Source organism: Dryocola mayonis, assembly GCF_051307045.1.
Taxonomy (GTDB): domain Bacteria; phylum Pseudomonadota; class Gammaproteobacteria; order Enterobacterales; family Enterobacteriaceae; genus Dryocola.
In genome coordinates this window covers 4,183,651-4,198,026 of sequence record NZ_CP150452.1, presented here as the reverse complement: position 1 = coordinate 4,198,026, position 14,376 = coordinate 4,183,651, and the positions used below count along the sequence as shown (strand labels likewise).

Below are 14,376 nucleotides of genomic sequence, written 5' to 3'. Positions count from 1 at the left end.
AGTGCTCCAGCGTCGGTTAAGGGCACCATATTGGTGCAATTTACGTTATGGCTCCCTTTTTAGCTCCGTGAAAGCGATCACAAACCCTTACTTTTCACATTGTTTGTAAAGGTTCTTTGTGATCCTGTTCTGTCCTTCGATTAATACGTGTACAATAGCGCGCTATTTCTAATGCCTGAGGCAAAGTTGTGATCGAAAATCTGCGTAACATCGCCATCATCGCGCACGTTGACCATGGTAAAACTACCCTGGTTGATAAGCTGCTACAGCAATCCGGTACTTTCAGCGAACGCGCTGAAACCACTGAACGCGTGATGGACTCCAACGATTTGGAGAAAGAGCGTGGGATTACCATCCTCGCTAAAAACACCGCTATCAAATGGAATGACTACCGTATCAACATCGTTGATACCCCAGGGCATGCCGACTTCGGTGGTGAAGTTGAACGTGTAATGTCCATGGTAGACTCCGTGCTGCTGGTCGTTGACGCAATGGATGGCCCAATGCCGCAGACGCGCTTCGTAACCAAAAAGGCATTTGCCCATGGTTTGAAGCCAATCGTGGTTATCAACAAAGTTGACCGTCCCGGCGCGCGTCCTGACTGGGTTGTCGATCAGGTGTTCGACCTGTTCGTAAACCTCGACGCGAGCGACGAGCAGCTCGATTTCCCAATCATCTATGCATCCGCATTGATGGGTATCGCGGGCAACGATCACACCGATATGGCGGAAGATATGACCCCGCTGTACCAGGCGATTGTTGACCACGTTAAAGCACCAAGCGTTGACCTTGACGGTCCGTTCCAGATGCAGATCTCCCAACTCGACTACAACAACTACGTTGGCGTAATCGGCATCGGTCGCATCAAACGCGGTAAAGTGAAGCCTAACCAGCAGATCACTATCATCGACAGCGAAGGTAAAACCCGTAACGGTAAAGTCGGTAAGGTTCTGACCCACATGGGCCTGGAGCGTATCGAATCCAGCGAAGCAGAAGCGGGCGATATCATTGCTATCACCGGTCTGGGCGAGCTGAACATCTCCGACACCCTTTGCGATACGCAAAATGTTGAAGCGCTGCCGGCGCTGTCCGTTGATGAACCAACCGTGACCATGTTCTTTAACGTCAACACCTCTCCGTTCTGTGGCAAAGAAGGTAAATTCGTTACCTCCCGTCAGATCCTTGACCGCCTGAACAAAGAGCTGGTGCACAACGTTGCGCTGCGCGTTGAAGAAACTGAAGACGCGGACGCGTTCCGTGTATCCGGTCGTGGCGAGCTGCACCTGTCCGTTCTGATTGAAAACATGCGTCGTGAAGGCTTCGAACTGGCAGTGTCCCGTCCGAAAGTTATCAACCGTATGATCGACGGCCGCATGCAGGAGCCGTTCGAAAACGTTACTCTGGATATCGAAGAACAGCACCAGGGCGCGGTGATGCAGGCGATGGGCGAACGTAAGGGCGATGTCAAAGACATGATCCCTGACGGCAAAGGCCGTATTCGTCTGGACTACCTGATCCCGGCACGCGGCCTGATTGGCTTCCGTACCGAGTTCATGACCATGACTTCCGGCACCGGTCTGCTGTACTCCACCTTCAGCCACTACGACGACGTTCGTCCGGGCGAAATCGGCCAGCGTAACAACGGCGTGCTGATCTCTAACGGCCAGGGTAAGGCAGTTGCCTTTGCTCTGTTCGGCCTGCAGGATCGCGGCAAGCTGTTCCTGGGCCACGGCGCAGAAGTTTACGAAGGCCAGATCATCGGTATTCACAGCCGTTCTAACGACCTGACCGTAAACTGCCTGACCGGTAAGAAGCTGACCAACATGCGTGCTTCCGGTACGGATGAAGCAACCACCCTTGTTCCGGCGCTGAAAATGTCCCTGGAACAGGCTCTGGAATTCATCGATGACGACGAACTGGTAGAAGTAACCCCGACTTCCGTTCGTATCCGTAAACGTCACCTGACTGAAAACGACCGCAAACGCGCAGGTCGTGGCAGCAAAGAAGCCTGAGTTTCTTGCCCGCTGTAAACCGAAGCCCTGTCTGCAAAGACGGGGCTTTTTTTTGCACATCGCTCGCAGAATTGAAGAGCAAATGAGGCTGAGATAGTCAAAGCACCCCTTTACCGCTACAGTTGTTTGTCCATGGCGTAAAGGAGAGGCTTATGCTGTATATCTTTGATTTAGGTAACGTCATCGTTGATATCGACTTCAACCGCGTGCTGGGAGTGTGGAGCGATTACAGCCGGATTCCGCTGGCGAATCTGCAAAAAAGCTTTGTGATGGGGGAGGCGTTCCATCGTCATGAGCGGGGGCAGATTTCTGATGAGGAGTTTGCCGCAGCCTTATGCCAGCAGATGGACATGGCGCTGGGCTTCGATCAGTTCGCCGCAGGCTGGCAGGCCGTCTTTGTGGCCCTGCGTCCTGAAGTCATCGCCTTGATGGAGCAGCTGCGTGAGCGGGGGCACCGTGTGGTCGTGCTCTCCAATACCAACCGTTTACACACAAACTTCTGGCCCGGCGAGTATCCGCAAATCGCGCAGGCGGCGGATAAAATCTACCTGTCCCAGGAGATGGGCATGCGCAAGCCCGACGCCGAAATTTATCAAAAGCTTCTGGAAGAAGAGGGTTTTTCCGCCGATCGCGCCGTCTTTTTTGACGACAACGCCGATAATATTAAAGGCGCCCAGCAGGTGGGCATCACCAGCATTCTGGTGACCGGAAAAGAAACGGTGCCCGATTATTTCGCAAAAAATCCATGCTAAAAGACGTTCATCATCACACCCGTCAACGCCTCAGGCCCTTTATCGCTTGGGGTAAGCTGCTCTGGCAGCGCATTGACCAGGACAATATGACGACGCTTGCGGGCAACCTCGCGTACGTGTCGCTGCTGTCGCTGGTGCCTTTTATCGCCGTTGTGTTTGCGTTATTCGCCGCTTTCCCTATGTTTTCGGACGTCAGCGTGCAGCTAAGGCACTTTATCTTCTCTAATTTCATTCCCGCCACGGGCGATATCATTCAGCGCTATATCGAGCAGTTTGTCGCGAACTCCAGCAAGATGACGGTAGTGGGCGCATGCGGGCTTATCGTCACCGCTTTATTATTGATGTACGCCGTGGACAGCGCGTTGAATACCATCTGGCGCAGCACGCGCACGCGGCCGAAAATTTACTCCTTTGCCGTTTACTGGATGATTCTCACGCTCGGGCCGCTGTTAGCCGGCGCAAGCCTGGTTATCAGCTCCTATTTGCTGTCGTTGCACTGGGTGACGGGTTTTAACAGCATGATTGATGAGGTGCTGCGCATCTTCCCGCTGCTGCTGTCCTGGCTCTCATTCTGGCTACTCTACAGCATTGTTCCCACCACGCGCGTCCCGGTGCGTGACGCGCTGATTGGCTCGCTGGTCGCAGCGCTTCTCTTTGAGCTGGGTAAGAAAGGCTTCGCGCTCTACATCACCATGTTCCCTTCTTACCAGCTGATTTACGGCGTGCTGGCGGTGATCCCGATTTTGTTTGTCTGGGTCTACTGGACCTGGTGTATCGTGTTGCTCGGGGCGGAAATTACTGTCACCCTCGGGGATTACCGTAAACTTCGCTCAGAAGCTCAGCAGGAAAAACTGGAAAAACCATGATTGCATTAATTCAGCGCGTGACCCAGGCTCGCGTCACCGTGGAGGGTGAGGTGACGGGAGAAATCGGCCCGGGACTTTTGGTGTTATTGGGTGTCGAAAAAGAAGACAACGAGCAGAAAGCGAATCGCCTGTGCGAACGGGTGTTAGGCTACCGTATCTTCGGTGATGAAAATGACAAAATGAATCTGAACGTTCAGCAAGCCGGCGGCAGCGTGCTGGTGGTGTCGCAGTTTACCCTCGCGGCGGATACCGAGCGCGGCATGCGTCCGAGCTTCTCGGGCGGGGCGGCGCCTGACAAAGCCGAGGAGCTGTATGAATACTTCGTTAAGCGCTGTAGCCAACAAGGGATCGAAACCCGCACCGGCCGTTTCGCCGCTGATATGCAGGTATCACTTACCAACGACGGGCCGGTAACGTTCTGGCTGCAGGTATAGACTACCGGCCCCGCGTAACGAGAGAGTCGAATATGTATCACCTTCGCGTACCGCAAACCGAAGAAGAGCTTGAAAGTTACTATCAGTTCCGCTGGGAAATGTTACGCAAGCCTCTGCATCAGCCTAAAGGCTCCGAACGCGACGCCTGGGACGCCATGGCCCATCATCAGATGGTGGTGGACGAAGAGGGCAACCCGGTCGCTATAGGGCCGGTTGTATATCAACGCCGATAACGAGGCGGCGATCCGCTTTATGGCGGTTCATCCCTCCGTACAGGACAAAGGCCTGGGCACGCTGGTGGCGATGACGCTGGAATCCGTCGCCCGCCAGGAAGGGGTGAAACGCGTGGTTTGCAGCGCCCGCGAAGACGCGGTGGAGTTTTTCGCCAAGCTGGGGTTTGTGAATCAGGGCGAGATTACCACGCCGCAGACGACGCCCGTGCGGCATTTCCTGATGATTAAGCCCGTAGCCTCCCTGGACGACATCCTGCATCGCGCCGACTGGTGCGGGCAGCTTCAGCAGGCCTGGTATGAACATATTCCGCTTAGCGAGAAGATGGGCGTGCGGATTTTGCAGTACACCGGCCAAAAATTTATCACCACCATGCCGGAGACGGGCAATCAAAATCCGCACCAGACGCTGTTTGCGGGCAGTCTGTTTTCACTTGCGACCCTGACCGGCTGGGGGCTTATCTGGCTGATGCTACGCGAGCGCCATCTGGGCGGCACCATCATTCTGGCTGATGCCCATATTCGTTACAGCAGTCCGATCACCGGGCGCCCCGGGGCCATTGCAGATTTGGGTTCGCTTAGCGGCGATCTGGACAGGCTGGCACGCGGCCGTAAGGCGCGCGTGGCTCTGCAGGTTGAGCTTTACGGCGATGAGAAGATGGGCGCGGTTTTTGAAGGCGTATACCTGGTATTGCCTGCTAAACCATTCGGGCCGCTGGAAGAGGGCGGCAACGAAGAAGAGTGACCGCCCCGGCAAGCTTGTTGCAAGTTCAGGCGCCGGGCACTTCGCCTTTCTGCATTGTCTGTTTTAACTGTTTTCCGTTCGCGCCGGTGGCCTGGAGCGTCCCGTTTACCGTTGGTTTGAGCGGCGCCTGCGCGGTAAGGTTACCGGTGACAGAAAGCTGTAAATTGCCGTCTCCTTCCAGCGGTAAAGCAGGCCATCCCCACTGCTGCAAAGTATTAATCGGTACGGCCCGGCCGCGAAGATTAATTGCCGTAAAGCGCTGCGGCGACTGTGAGACGGCCCCCGTCGCTTCCAGCATCCCTTTCCCGGCAAAGGCGCTGAGCTCCGTAACGGAGATCTGGTTTGCGTTCGCCGTCAGCGCTATGGAAGGGCGACGAACGTCCACGCGGTTAAACGTTGCCGCCGCGGCGTTCAGGCTGATATTGCCGTTCCACAGCCCCCATTGCCTGTCGCGCACCACTTCCAGGTTATTTCCCATGCCATCCAGCGAGGTGAGCTGAAACGGGAAGGCCGGATCGATATCAATAATCAGGTTTCGATTCGCCGAAAGTTTTTTAACGGTGACGTTGTTTAACCACTCAGGAACGGGCTCCAGCCAGAGCTTTTTCCATGTTTCCGGCAGCGTGTACTCCAGCCCGGCCAGCACCACCTCGTCCAGCGCCAGCCGGCTGTCGTCACGCACCCACTGGCCGGATGCGCGCACCATGCCCCTTTCCCATCTGGAGGTGAACTGGCGCAGCACGGCGGCCTGCGGCGTAAAATCGATATTCACGATAGGGTCGTTGAGCTGCAGCGAGCCGTTAATAAAATCGCTGGCGTTAAGGGACAGCCTGCCGTCATCGCTTTGCCATCCGCCGTTGACGAGCGTCAGGTTGCGCAGGCTCAGATCTAAGTCGGTGACCGCCCAGTCCTTGCCTTCCAGGCGCGCGTCGGTGACTTCCAGGCTGTCGATTTTCAGCGATGGGATGCTGGCAACGGGCGCCAGGAAATCGCTGATGGATTTATCCGTCTGTAGGCGAATATCGTTCAGGCGCAGGCTGCCAATTTGCCACGAACCGTCCGCGTTGCGGCTCGCCGTGCCGGTGAGCGAGCCGCGGGCCATATCGGCGCCGATAGTAGAAAGCGTCACCTGGTCATTATGAATCGCGCCCTGCAGCAGCACGTTGCTTGCGGGCACGCCGTTGAGGGTCATCGAGCCCGCGCTAAACTGTACGTCTGCCGTATCGCCCAGCGCTTTTCCCTGCTTCGGCTGCCACGGCGTAACCCCGCCGTTCACCCGCTGAGCACGTAAATCCCACCCGGACCCCGGGCTGTTAAGGGCCATATCGCTAAGCTGCAGCGCGTCAGCCTGGAAGGGAAGAGGGGCGGCGTCCGGGCTGAGGTTCAGCGTGCCGTTTTTGAGCAAAATAGTCTCAACGTGCAGCGGCTGGGTAAACTGACGCGAGCTCAGGCCGATATCAACGCTTTGCGCAACGAGGGTCGCCGGCTGGCCTTTGCGGCCGAAGGAAACAGTATTGAGCGCGACGTGCATCGGGGAGGCCCAGCGGTGATCCATCTGCTCAAATGAAAACTGATAGTCGCTTTTTTCATTCACCAGATTGCTGACCTGGGCTGCGCCCCAGCGTGTTTGCAGCAAAATGTAGGCGGCAATCAGCACGACCAGCGCTATCGCCACAGTTACCGCAATAAGCTTTCCGAGAAATTTCATCGCCTTCCATCCCATGAAGTTTCGGTAAGGGTGTTATGCCCCATTTACCGTTATAGCTCAAGGAGGAGTTTGTCAGGGCGGGATTCACGCGCCGATGGCAACAAATCACCGGCGCGTGAGGTACATCAATCTTTCTCAGGCGGGAAAATCAGGTTCAGAACGATTGCGGTGATGCCGCCGGCCGCGATCCCGGAGGAGAGCAGCGTTTTCAGCCAGTCAGGAGCAAACTGCAAAATCAGCGGCTGCTGGGACACGCCCATGCCGACGGCCAGAGACAGCGCGATAATCATAATCGCGCGGCGGTTCAACGGCTCGCGGGAAACGATACGCACGCCGGACGCAGCGATAGTGCCGAACATCACAATCGTCGCTCCGCCGAGCACCGGCTCGGGAATATGCTGAACAAAGCCGCTTACCGCAGGGAACAGGGCCCAGCACGATGAGCATCAGCGCCACGACAAAACCGACATAGCGGCTGGCGACGCCGGTAAGCTGAATCACGCCGTTGTTCTGCCCGAAGCAGGAGTTCGGGAACGTATTGAAAACGGCGGAGACGCAGGAGTTCAGGCCGTTGGCCAGCACGCCGCCTTTAAGGCGCTTCATATAGAGCGGGCCGGAGACGGGCTGTTCAGAAACGTCGGACGTCGCGGTAATATCGCCGATGGTTTCCAGCGACGTCACCATAAATACCAGCATCAGCGGGATCAGCAGATTCCAGTCGATGCCCAGACCGTAGTAGAGCGGCGTAGGCACCATAATCAGGTCGCTGTTCGTCGGCGCGGTGGTCGCTGGCAGCATATCCATCGCCCATGCCAGCGCGTAACCCACGGCCATAGCGATGACCAGCGAAGCGACGCGCAGGTAAGGATTACGCTGGCGGTTCAACAGGATAATCACCAGCAGCACGGCGCCGGCCAGCAGCAGGTTTTTCGGCGCGCCAAAGGTGTGATCGCTCATTGCGGCGTAACCGCCGCCGATAGAGTTAAGGCCAACCTGAATTAACGACAGCCCGATAATCATCACCACGACGCCGGAGACCAGCGGCGTAATAATACGACGGGCCAGATGCAGCACCCGGGAAAGCGCCATCTCCGTGCAGCTTGCCAGCATCAGCGTACCGAAGAGCGCCGCCATCATGCCCGGTACGTCCGCGCCGCCGTTTTTTAGCGCCATGCCGCCCATAATCAGCGGCGAGACGAAGTTGAAGCTGGTGCCCTGAATCGACAGCAGGCCCGATCCCACAGGTCCCCACGCTTTGATTTGAATAATAGAGGCGACGCCTGAGGCAAACAGCGACATGCTGATAATGTGCTGCGTATCTGATGCCGGTAGCCCCAGCGCCTGGCAAATCAGCAGCGCCGGCGTGATGACCGCAACGAACATCGCCAGCAGGTGCTGACAGGCGGCGAAAAGCGTTTGCGGAAGGGGAGGTCTGTCTTCGAGGCGATAGATCAATTCACTTGGACGAGTCGAAGCAATCGGTTGCGCTTTTTCTGACTCAACGGCATTTACAGACATCAGAGGAATTCCCGTGGTGGAAAAGCGCAGATTTTAACGAACTGAATCGCAAAAGCAAACGATTGCATGGCGAAATTAAATTTGCAGCGCATCGTAAAAGTTCGCCAAGGCCGGCGGCTGCGGGATCAGGCGTTGGAGTAGCGTTCCGTTTCCGGCATCCAGCGTTCAATCAGCGCCGTTGCCTGTTGCGGATAGCGTTCGTGAATATGGCGGGCGAGGCGCTGCACTTCCGGAATCATCGCCTGATCGCGTAATAAGTCCGCCACCTTAAACTCGGCGCTTCCCGTCTGGCGGGTGCCGAGCAGCTCGCCCGGGCCGCGGATTTCCAGATCTTTTTGCGCAATCACAAAGCCATCGTTGCTGTCCCGCAGAACCTGCAAACGCAGCTGCGCCGTTTTGGACAGCGGCGATTTGTAAAGCAGCACGCAATGAGAGGCGACGGCGCCGCGGCCAACGCGGCCACGCAGCTGGTGAAGTTGCGCAAGCCCCAGCCGCTCCGGATTTTCGATAATCATCAGGCTGGCATTAGGTACGTCCACACCAACCTCAATGACCGTCGTTGCGATTAGCAGGTGGATATCGCCCGCTTTGAAAGCCTGCATGACCGCCTGTTTCTCCTGCGGCTTCATGCGCCCGTGCACTAACCCGACGTTGAGTTCGGGCAGAGCCGCCTTGAGTTCTTCCCAGGTGACTTCCGCCGCCTGGGGCCTCCAGCAGTTCTGACTCCTCAATCAGCGTACAAACCCAGTAGGCCTGACGTTTTTCCGTGATGCAGGCGCCGCGGACGCGCTCGATAATTTCGTTACGCCGCGTATCCGGGATGGCGACGGTGGTGACGGGCGTACGGCCGGGCGGCAGCTCATCGATAACCGACGTATCCAGATCGGCATAGGCCGTCATGGCGAGCGTGCGGGGGATCGGCGTGGCCGTCATGATGAGCTGATGCGGATGGAAGCCCTGAACCTGCCCCTTTTCCCACAGCGCCAGCCGCTGGTGAACGCCAAAGCGATGCTGTTCATCGATAATCACCAGCGCCAGCCCGGCAAACTGCACCTGTTCCTGGAAGATGGCGTGGGTGCCGACAATCATCGACACCTGGCCGCTGGCGATGGCCTCCTGCTGCGCAATGCGCGCTTTGCCCTTTTGCTTGCCGGCAAGCCAGCCCACCTCAATGCCCAGCGGCGCAAACCACTGCCGGAAGTTGTGGGCGTGCTGTTCGGCGAGCAGCTCGGTAGGCGCCATCAGGCCGACCTGCCTGCCGTGGGCAATAGCCCGCAGCGCGGCGAGCGCGGCGACCAGCGTTTTCCCGGAGCCAACATCGCCCTGCACCAGACGCATCATCGGCACGTCCAGCGCCATGTCATGTTCAATTTCCGCAACCACCCGCTCCTGCGCGCCGGTTGGCCTGAACGGCAAAGACGCCAGCAGGCGGTTTTTCAGCTCATCATGATTAACTAACGGCAACGCATGATAACGCTGTGCGCCCGCGCGTAGCGCCAGCATGCTCAGGTTATGCGCCAGCAGCTCCTCAAGAATTAAGCGCTGCTGGGCCGGATGTTTACCTGTCTCCAGATCCGCCAGCCGCATGTCCGGCGGCGGGCGGTGCAGCGTACGCAACGCCTGCGGCAGGCTCATCATTCCCTGGTTTAATTCTGGCGGCAGTAATTCGTTAATGGCGCAGGTATCGAGCAGTTCAAGCGCCTGATCGGTCAGTTTGCGCAGCGTGGCCTGGCGAATGCCTTCGGTGGTGGGATAGACCGGCGTTAGCGTTTCCTGTAATTCCGGCGTGCTAAGATCGCCCTGAACGCGATACTCCGGATGAATCATCTCCGCGCCGTGCGTGCCGCGCTTTGCCTCGCCATAAGCAAGCACGCGCTTGCCCGCCGCAAGGCTGTTTTTCATCGCCGCGTTGAAGTTGAAAAAGCGCATCGTCAGGATACCGGTGCCGTCGGTAATCTGGCAGGTCATCATGCGGCGGCGGCCAAAACTGATATTGCAGTTCAGCACTTCCCCTTCCACAGTAGCGTAAACGCCGGGCTGCAGATCCTGAACAGGGCTGAGGTGGGTACGGTCTTCGTAACGCAGCGGAAGGTGCAGCAGTAAATCCTGCAGGGTGTGCAGGCCGATTTTGGCCAGTTTGCCGCTCTGGCTGGCGCCCACTCCGGCAAGCGTGCTTAACGGTATGGCATCCAGCAAACGGCCTTTCATGGCTTACTCCGCGGACTGCATGGTGGCCCCACCAGGCGGCGTCAGCTTCGATTTCACCTTGCTGATTCACATGGGGGTAAGGCAGGCCCTTACGGCGGGAAACGCGCGCCAGCACCGGATAGCCGCCTTCAAACAGCAGACGCTGTTGTTCGGATTCCGGCAGGGTGCTGTTTTCGCGCTGATACATGCCGGCGTTTTGACGCTGGCGCTGTGCTTCATAAAGGATAAGCGCGGAGGCCACGGAAACGTTAAGCGACTGCACCATGCCGATCATCGGAATAATAATGTCCTGGTCCGCCAGCGCCAATGCTTCCTGGGTGATGCCGGTTTTTTCCTGGCCCATCAGAATGCAGGTCGGCCGCGTGTAGTCGATTTCGCGAAAATCGACGGCCTTATCCGAAAGGTGGGTGGCGAGAATTTGCATCCCGCTATTTTTCAGTTGGGATACGGCATCGCCAATGGTGCGATGAGTTTTGACCTCTACCCAGGAGTTACTGCCTGCCGCAGAAGAAGCCATAGTACGCATACGGTTTCCCGGCCAAACGGCATGGACCTCGTGCACGCCCACCGCGTCCGCGGTGCGGATGATCGCCGAGACGTTATGAGGCTTATGCACCTGCTCCATGCAGACGGTCAAATCAGGCTGGCGCCTGGCGAGCATTTCGCAGATACGCGCATAACGTTGTGGATTCATAACGCTAGTTTCTGTTTCGGGTAACTTTAATCACGTCCGGCATCACGCGGATTTTACGCATGATATTCGCCAGATGGATACGATCGCGGGCGGTCAGGCGAATGAACGCGCTGTAAACGCGGCCGTCTTTCTCTTCGGTATTCAGGCTTTGAATATTCGAACCCGCGTTGTTCAGCGCGGCGGTAAGATTCGCCAGCGCGCCCTGATGGTTAAACATATCCACCTTAATCTCGGTGATGAACTCCTGCTCGGCCTCTTTATCCCACTCTACGGCCATAAACTTCTCTGGCTCTTTCTGGTAACCGCGGATGTTGCGACAGGATTCATGGTGGATAACCAGCCCTTTTCCGGGGCTGACGTGGGCCACAATCGGGTCTCCGGGGATAGGTCGACAGCATTTCGCAAAGGTAATCAGCACGCCGTCCGCGCCTTTGATCGGCAGATGGCTGTGCGGCAATGCGTTCGTCTGCAAGGAGGGCCTGCGATTCTCCCTGCAGGTTCTTCGCTACCACCACGCTCATGGCATTGCCCAGGCCAATCTCCGCCAGCAAATCGTCAAGCGAGGCGAGCTTCATGCGCTCAAGCTCACGCTGAATATTTTCTGGCGGCACTTCGGCCAGCTTGCGGCTGCCGCCTAAGGCATGATTTAACAGCCGGCGTCCCAGGTTGACCGAATCGTCTCGCTTGAGGTTCTTCAGCATCTGGCGGATTTTGGCGCGCGCTTTAGAGCTGACGACAAAGTTTAGCCAGGCGGCGTTCGGACGCGCGCCCGGAGCGGTAATGATTTCAATCGTCTGGCCGCTGGTAAGCGACTGCGATAACGGATAGGGCTGGCGGTCCACCCGGGCGCCGACGCAGGCGTGGCCGATATCGGTATGTACCGCATAGGCGAAGTCCACGGGCGTGGCGCCCGCCGGGAGTTCGACAATACGCCCTTCCGGGGTGAAAACGTAAATCTCATCCGGGAAGAGATCGGATTTTACGCTCTCGATAAATTCAAATGAGCTACCGGCGCTCTGCTGCAGTTCCAGCAGGCTTTGCATCCAGCGCTGGGCGCGGATTTGCGCAGTGGTACTGCTCTCGCCCTGCTCTTTATAAGCCCAGTGGGCGGCAACCCCCATCTCAGCCATCTGGTCCATATCTTCGGTACGGATTTGTACTTCAACAGGCACGCCGTGCGGGCCGATCATGGAAGTGTGCAGGGACTGATATCCGTTGGCCTTTGGAATGGCGATATAGTCCTTAACCCGCCCCGGACGCGGCTTGTAGAGGCTGTGCATCTGCCCAAGAACGCGGTAACAGGTATCCATATCATGCACTATGACGCGAAACGCGTAGATATCCATGATCGAATGGAAACGCTGCTCTTTGAGCGTCATTTTGCAGTAGATGGAATAAAGATGCTTTTCGCGACCGCTGACGCGGCAGGGAATGCCCGCCTCCTGCAAACGCCCATCGATTTCCGAGAGGATTTTTTGAATCATCTCTTTGCGATTACCACGCGCCGCTTTGACCACCTCTTTAATGACGCGGTAGCGGTTCGGGTAAAGCGCTTCAAAGCCCAGCTCCTCCAGCTCGGTTTTCAGATGGTGAATACCAAGGCGGTGGGCCAGCGGACTGTAAATTTCGAGGGTTTCGCGGGCGATGCGACGGCGCTTGTCCGGACGCAGCGACCCAAGAGTACGCATGTTGTGCGTACGGTCGGCGAGTTTGATCAGAATGACGCGGATATCCTGCACCATCGCCATGATCATTTTGCGGAAGTTTTCGGCCTGGGCCTCTTTCTTATCGCGGAACTTCAGTTTGTCGAGTTTAGAAACCCCCTCCACCAGCTCGGCAACGCTTTTGCCAAACAGCTGTTCCATATCCTGGTAGGTGGCAGGGGTGTCTTCAATCACGTCATGCAGTAACGCCGCCATCAGCGTTTCATAGTCGAGTTTCATCTCGGCCAGAATGCAGGCGACCGCTACGGGATGGGTGATATAGGGTTCACCGCTTGAACGTGCTTGTCCCTCGTGAGCATCACGCGCGACAAGATAGGCCTGCCGGAGGCGCTTTATCTGCTCCTCGGGCAAGTATTTTTGAATCAGCTGATTCAGGCTTTCAAACAGATACAAGGGCTACCCGCAGGGCTAATTAACGACGACCTTCAGCAATAGCGGTAACGGCCTGCAGTTCTGCGGCTTCCTGCTCTTGCTGCTCCTGGCGATCACGAACATCAAGAATCTGGTTGGTGATCAACCCTTCTTCGATTTCGCGTAATGCAATAACGGTCGTTTTATCGTTTTCTTCAGGTACCAGAGGATCTTTACCACCGGTTTGCATCTGACGAGCGCGACGTGCGGCGACCAGTACCAGGTCAAAACGGTTACCAATTTTCTCTACAGCGTCCTGAACGGTTACGCGTGCCATATTTTAAAGCTCCACAGATGAAGAAATGACTGGGCATGATACTGAAACTGGGCTCAGTCTGCCAATAGTTTGCTGATTAAAGCGTCATGTCGTGCTTTTTGACGGCCCATTCGCAGACGCTCGGCGCGAATAATAATCTTTAAATCTGACAGCGCGGTGTCGAAATCGTCATTGACGATAAGATAATCATATTCCGCGTAATGGCTCATTTCTGCAACAGCCTGCTCCATACGCCTGGCGATGACTTCTTCGCTGTCCTGCCCACGGCCCGCGCAGGCGACGATCTAATTCATCTTTCGACGGCGGCAAAATAAAGATGCTGCGCGCGTGCGGCATTTTATTACGAATTTGCTGCGCGCCCTGCCAGTCTATATCAAGGAATACGTCCACGCCTGTCGCCAGTACCTGTTCAATCGCATGGCGCGAGGTGCCGTAGTAATTACCAAAAACTTCTGCGTGTTCAAGGAAGGCGTCTTCAGCGATCATCTGCCTGAATTCGTCCTGGCTTACGAAGAAATAGTGTTCGCCATGTTTCTCGCCGGGGCGTACGCCGCGCGTGGTATGGGAAATGGAAACCTGTGTATCGTACAGCGGTTGTGTTTTTAACAGAGCCTGAATGAGGCTGGATTTCCCCGCGCCGCTTGGGGCGGAAACAATATAAAGCGTGCCTTGAGCCATGGGTTCTAACTTATTCGATAAGGATAAAAAGAAGAGCGTCTACCGCCCTATTATACACGTCGGCACGCTGGCACGGGGAATTTGTCATGTTCCCGGTGCGCTTTTGTATCGTTTTGCGT

6 protein-coding genes and 6 pseudogenes are annotated in these 14,376 nt (G+C 56.6%); 5 read left to right on the top strand and 7 right to left on the bottom strand.

Features of this window, described 5'->3' with window-relative positions; genetic code table 11:
• The first annotated feature begins 188 nt into the window (after nt 1-188).
• The 5 genes and pseudogenes from typA to fabY all read left to right on the top strand — a co-directional run bounded on the left by typA (nt 189) and on the right by fabY (nt 5,039).
• On the top strand, nt 189-2,012 hold the full coding sequence (gene typA / locus WLO32_RS20275) for a ribosome-dependent GTPase TypA (protein ID WP_435946708.1): 1,824 nt from the start codon (nt 189-191) through the stop codon (nt 2,010-2,012).
• 152 nt (nt 2,013-2,164) lie between these two features.
• Nucleotides 2,165-2,764, top strand: coding sequence for a glucose-1-phosphatase (gene yihX / locus WLO32_RS20270; RefSeq protein WP_435946707.1), 600 nt, complete (start codon nt 2,165-2,167; stop codon nt 2,762-2,764).
• On the top strand, nt 2,758-3,630 hold the full coding sequence (locus WLO32_RS20265; protein ID WP_435946706.1) for a virulence factor BrkB family protein: 873 nt from the start codon (nt 2,758-2,760) through the stop codon (nt 3,628-3,630). Before yihX ends, WLO32_RS20265 begins: the two co-directional genes overlap by 7 nt.
• Entirely contained in the window at nt 3,627-4,064 is a 438-nt protein-coding gene (dtd, locus tag WLO32_RS20260; protein ID WP_435946705.1) for a D-aminoacyl-tRNA deacylase, read from the top strand. The genes WLO32_RS20265 and dtd overlap by 4 nt, the downstream gene beginning before the upstream one ends.
• Before the next feature lie 32 nt (nt 4,065-4,096).
• Nucleotides 4,097-5,039: pseudogene (gene fabY, locus WLO32_RS20255) on the top strand (fatty acid biosynthesis protein FabY).
• Nucleotides 5,040-5,064: 25 nt separating this feature from the next.
• Here the strand turns inward: fabY and WLO32_RS20250 are convergent.
• The 7 genes and pseudogenes from WLO32_RS20250 to gmk all read right to left on the bottom strand — a co-directional run bounded on the left by WLO32_RS20250 (nt 5,065) and on the right by gmk (nt 14,257).
• A complete protein-coding gene (locus WLO32_RS20250; RefSeq protein ID WP_435946704.1) occupies nt 5,065-6,747 on the bottom strand; it encodes an AsmA family protein in 1,683 nt (560 codons plus the stop codon).
• A 125-nt stretch (nt 6,748-6,872) separates the two neighbouring features.
• A pseudogene (locus WLO32_RS20245) lies at nt 6,873-8,265 on the bottom strand (nucleobase:cation symporter-2 family protein).
• A gap of 125 nt (nt 8,266-8,390) precedes the next feature.
• Nucleotides 8,391-10,473: pseudogene (gene recG / locus WLO32_RS20240) on the bottom strand (ATP-dependent DNA helicase RecG).
• Nucleotides 10,474-10,476: 3 nt separating this feature from the next.
• A pseudogene (gene trmH, locus WLO32_RS20235) lies at nt 10,477-11,167 on the bottom strand (tRNA (guanosine(18)-2'-O)-methyltransferase TrmH).
• Nucleotides 11,168-11,171: 4 nt separating this feature from the next.
• Nucleotides 11,172-13,284, bottom strand: a pseudogene (gene spoT / locus WLO32_RS20230) (bifunctional GTP diphosphokinase/guanosine-3',5'-bis pyrophosphate 3'-pyrophosphohydrolase).
• Nucleotides 13,285-13,303: 19 nt separating this feature from the next.
• On the bottom strand, nt 13,304-13,579 hold the full coding sequence (gene rpoZ, locus WLO32_RS20225) for a DNA-directed RNA polymerase subunit omega (RefSeq protein ID WP_034461476.1): 276 nt from the start codon (nt 13,577-13,579) through the stop codon (nt 13,304-13,306).
• A gap of 53 nt (nt 13,580-13,632) precedes the next feature.
• Nucleotides 13,633-14,257, bottom strand: a pseudogene (gene gmk, locus WLO32_RS20220) (guanylate kinase).
• Nucleotides 14,258-14,376 lie beyond the last annotated feature (119 nt).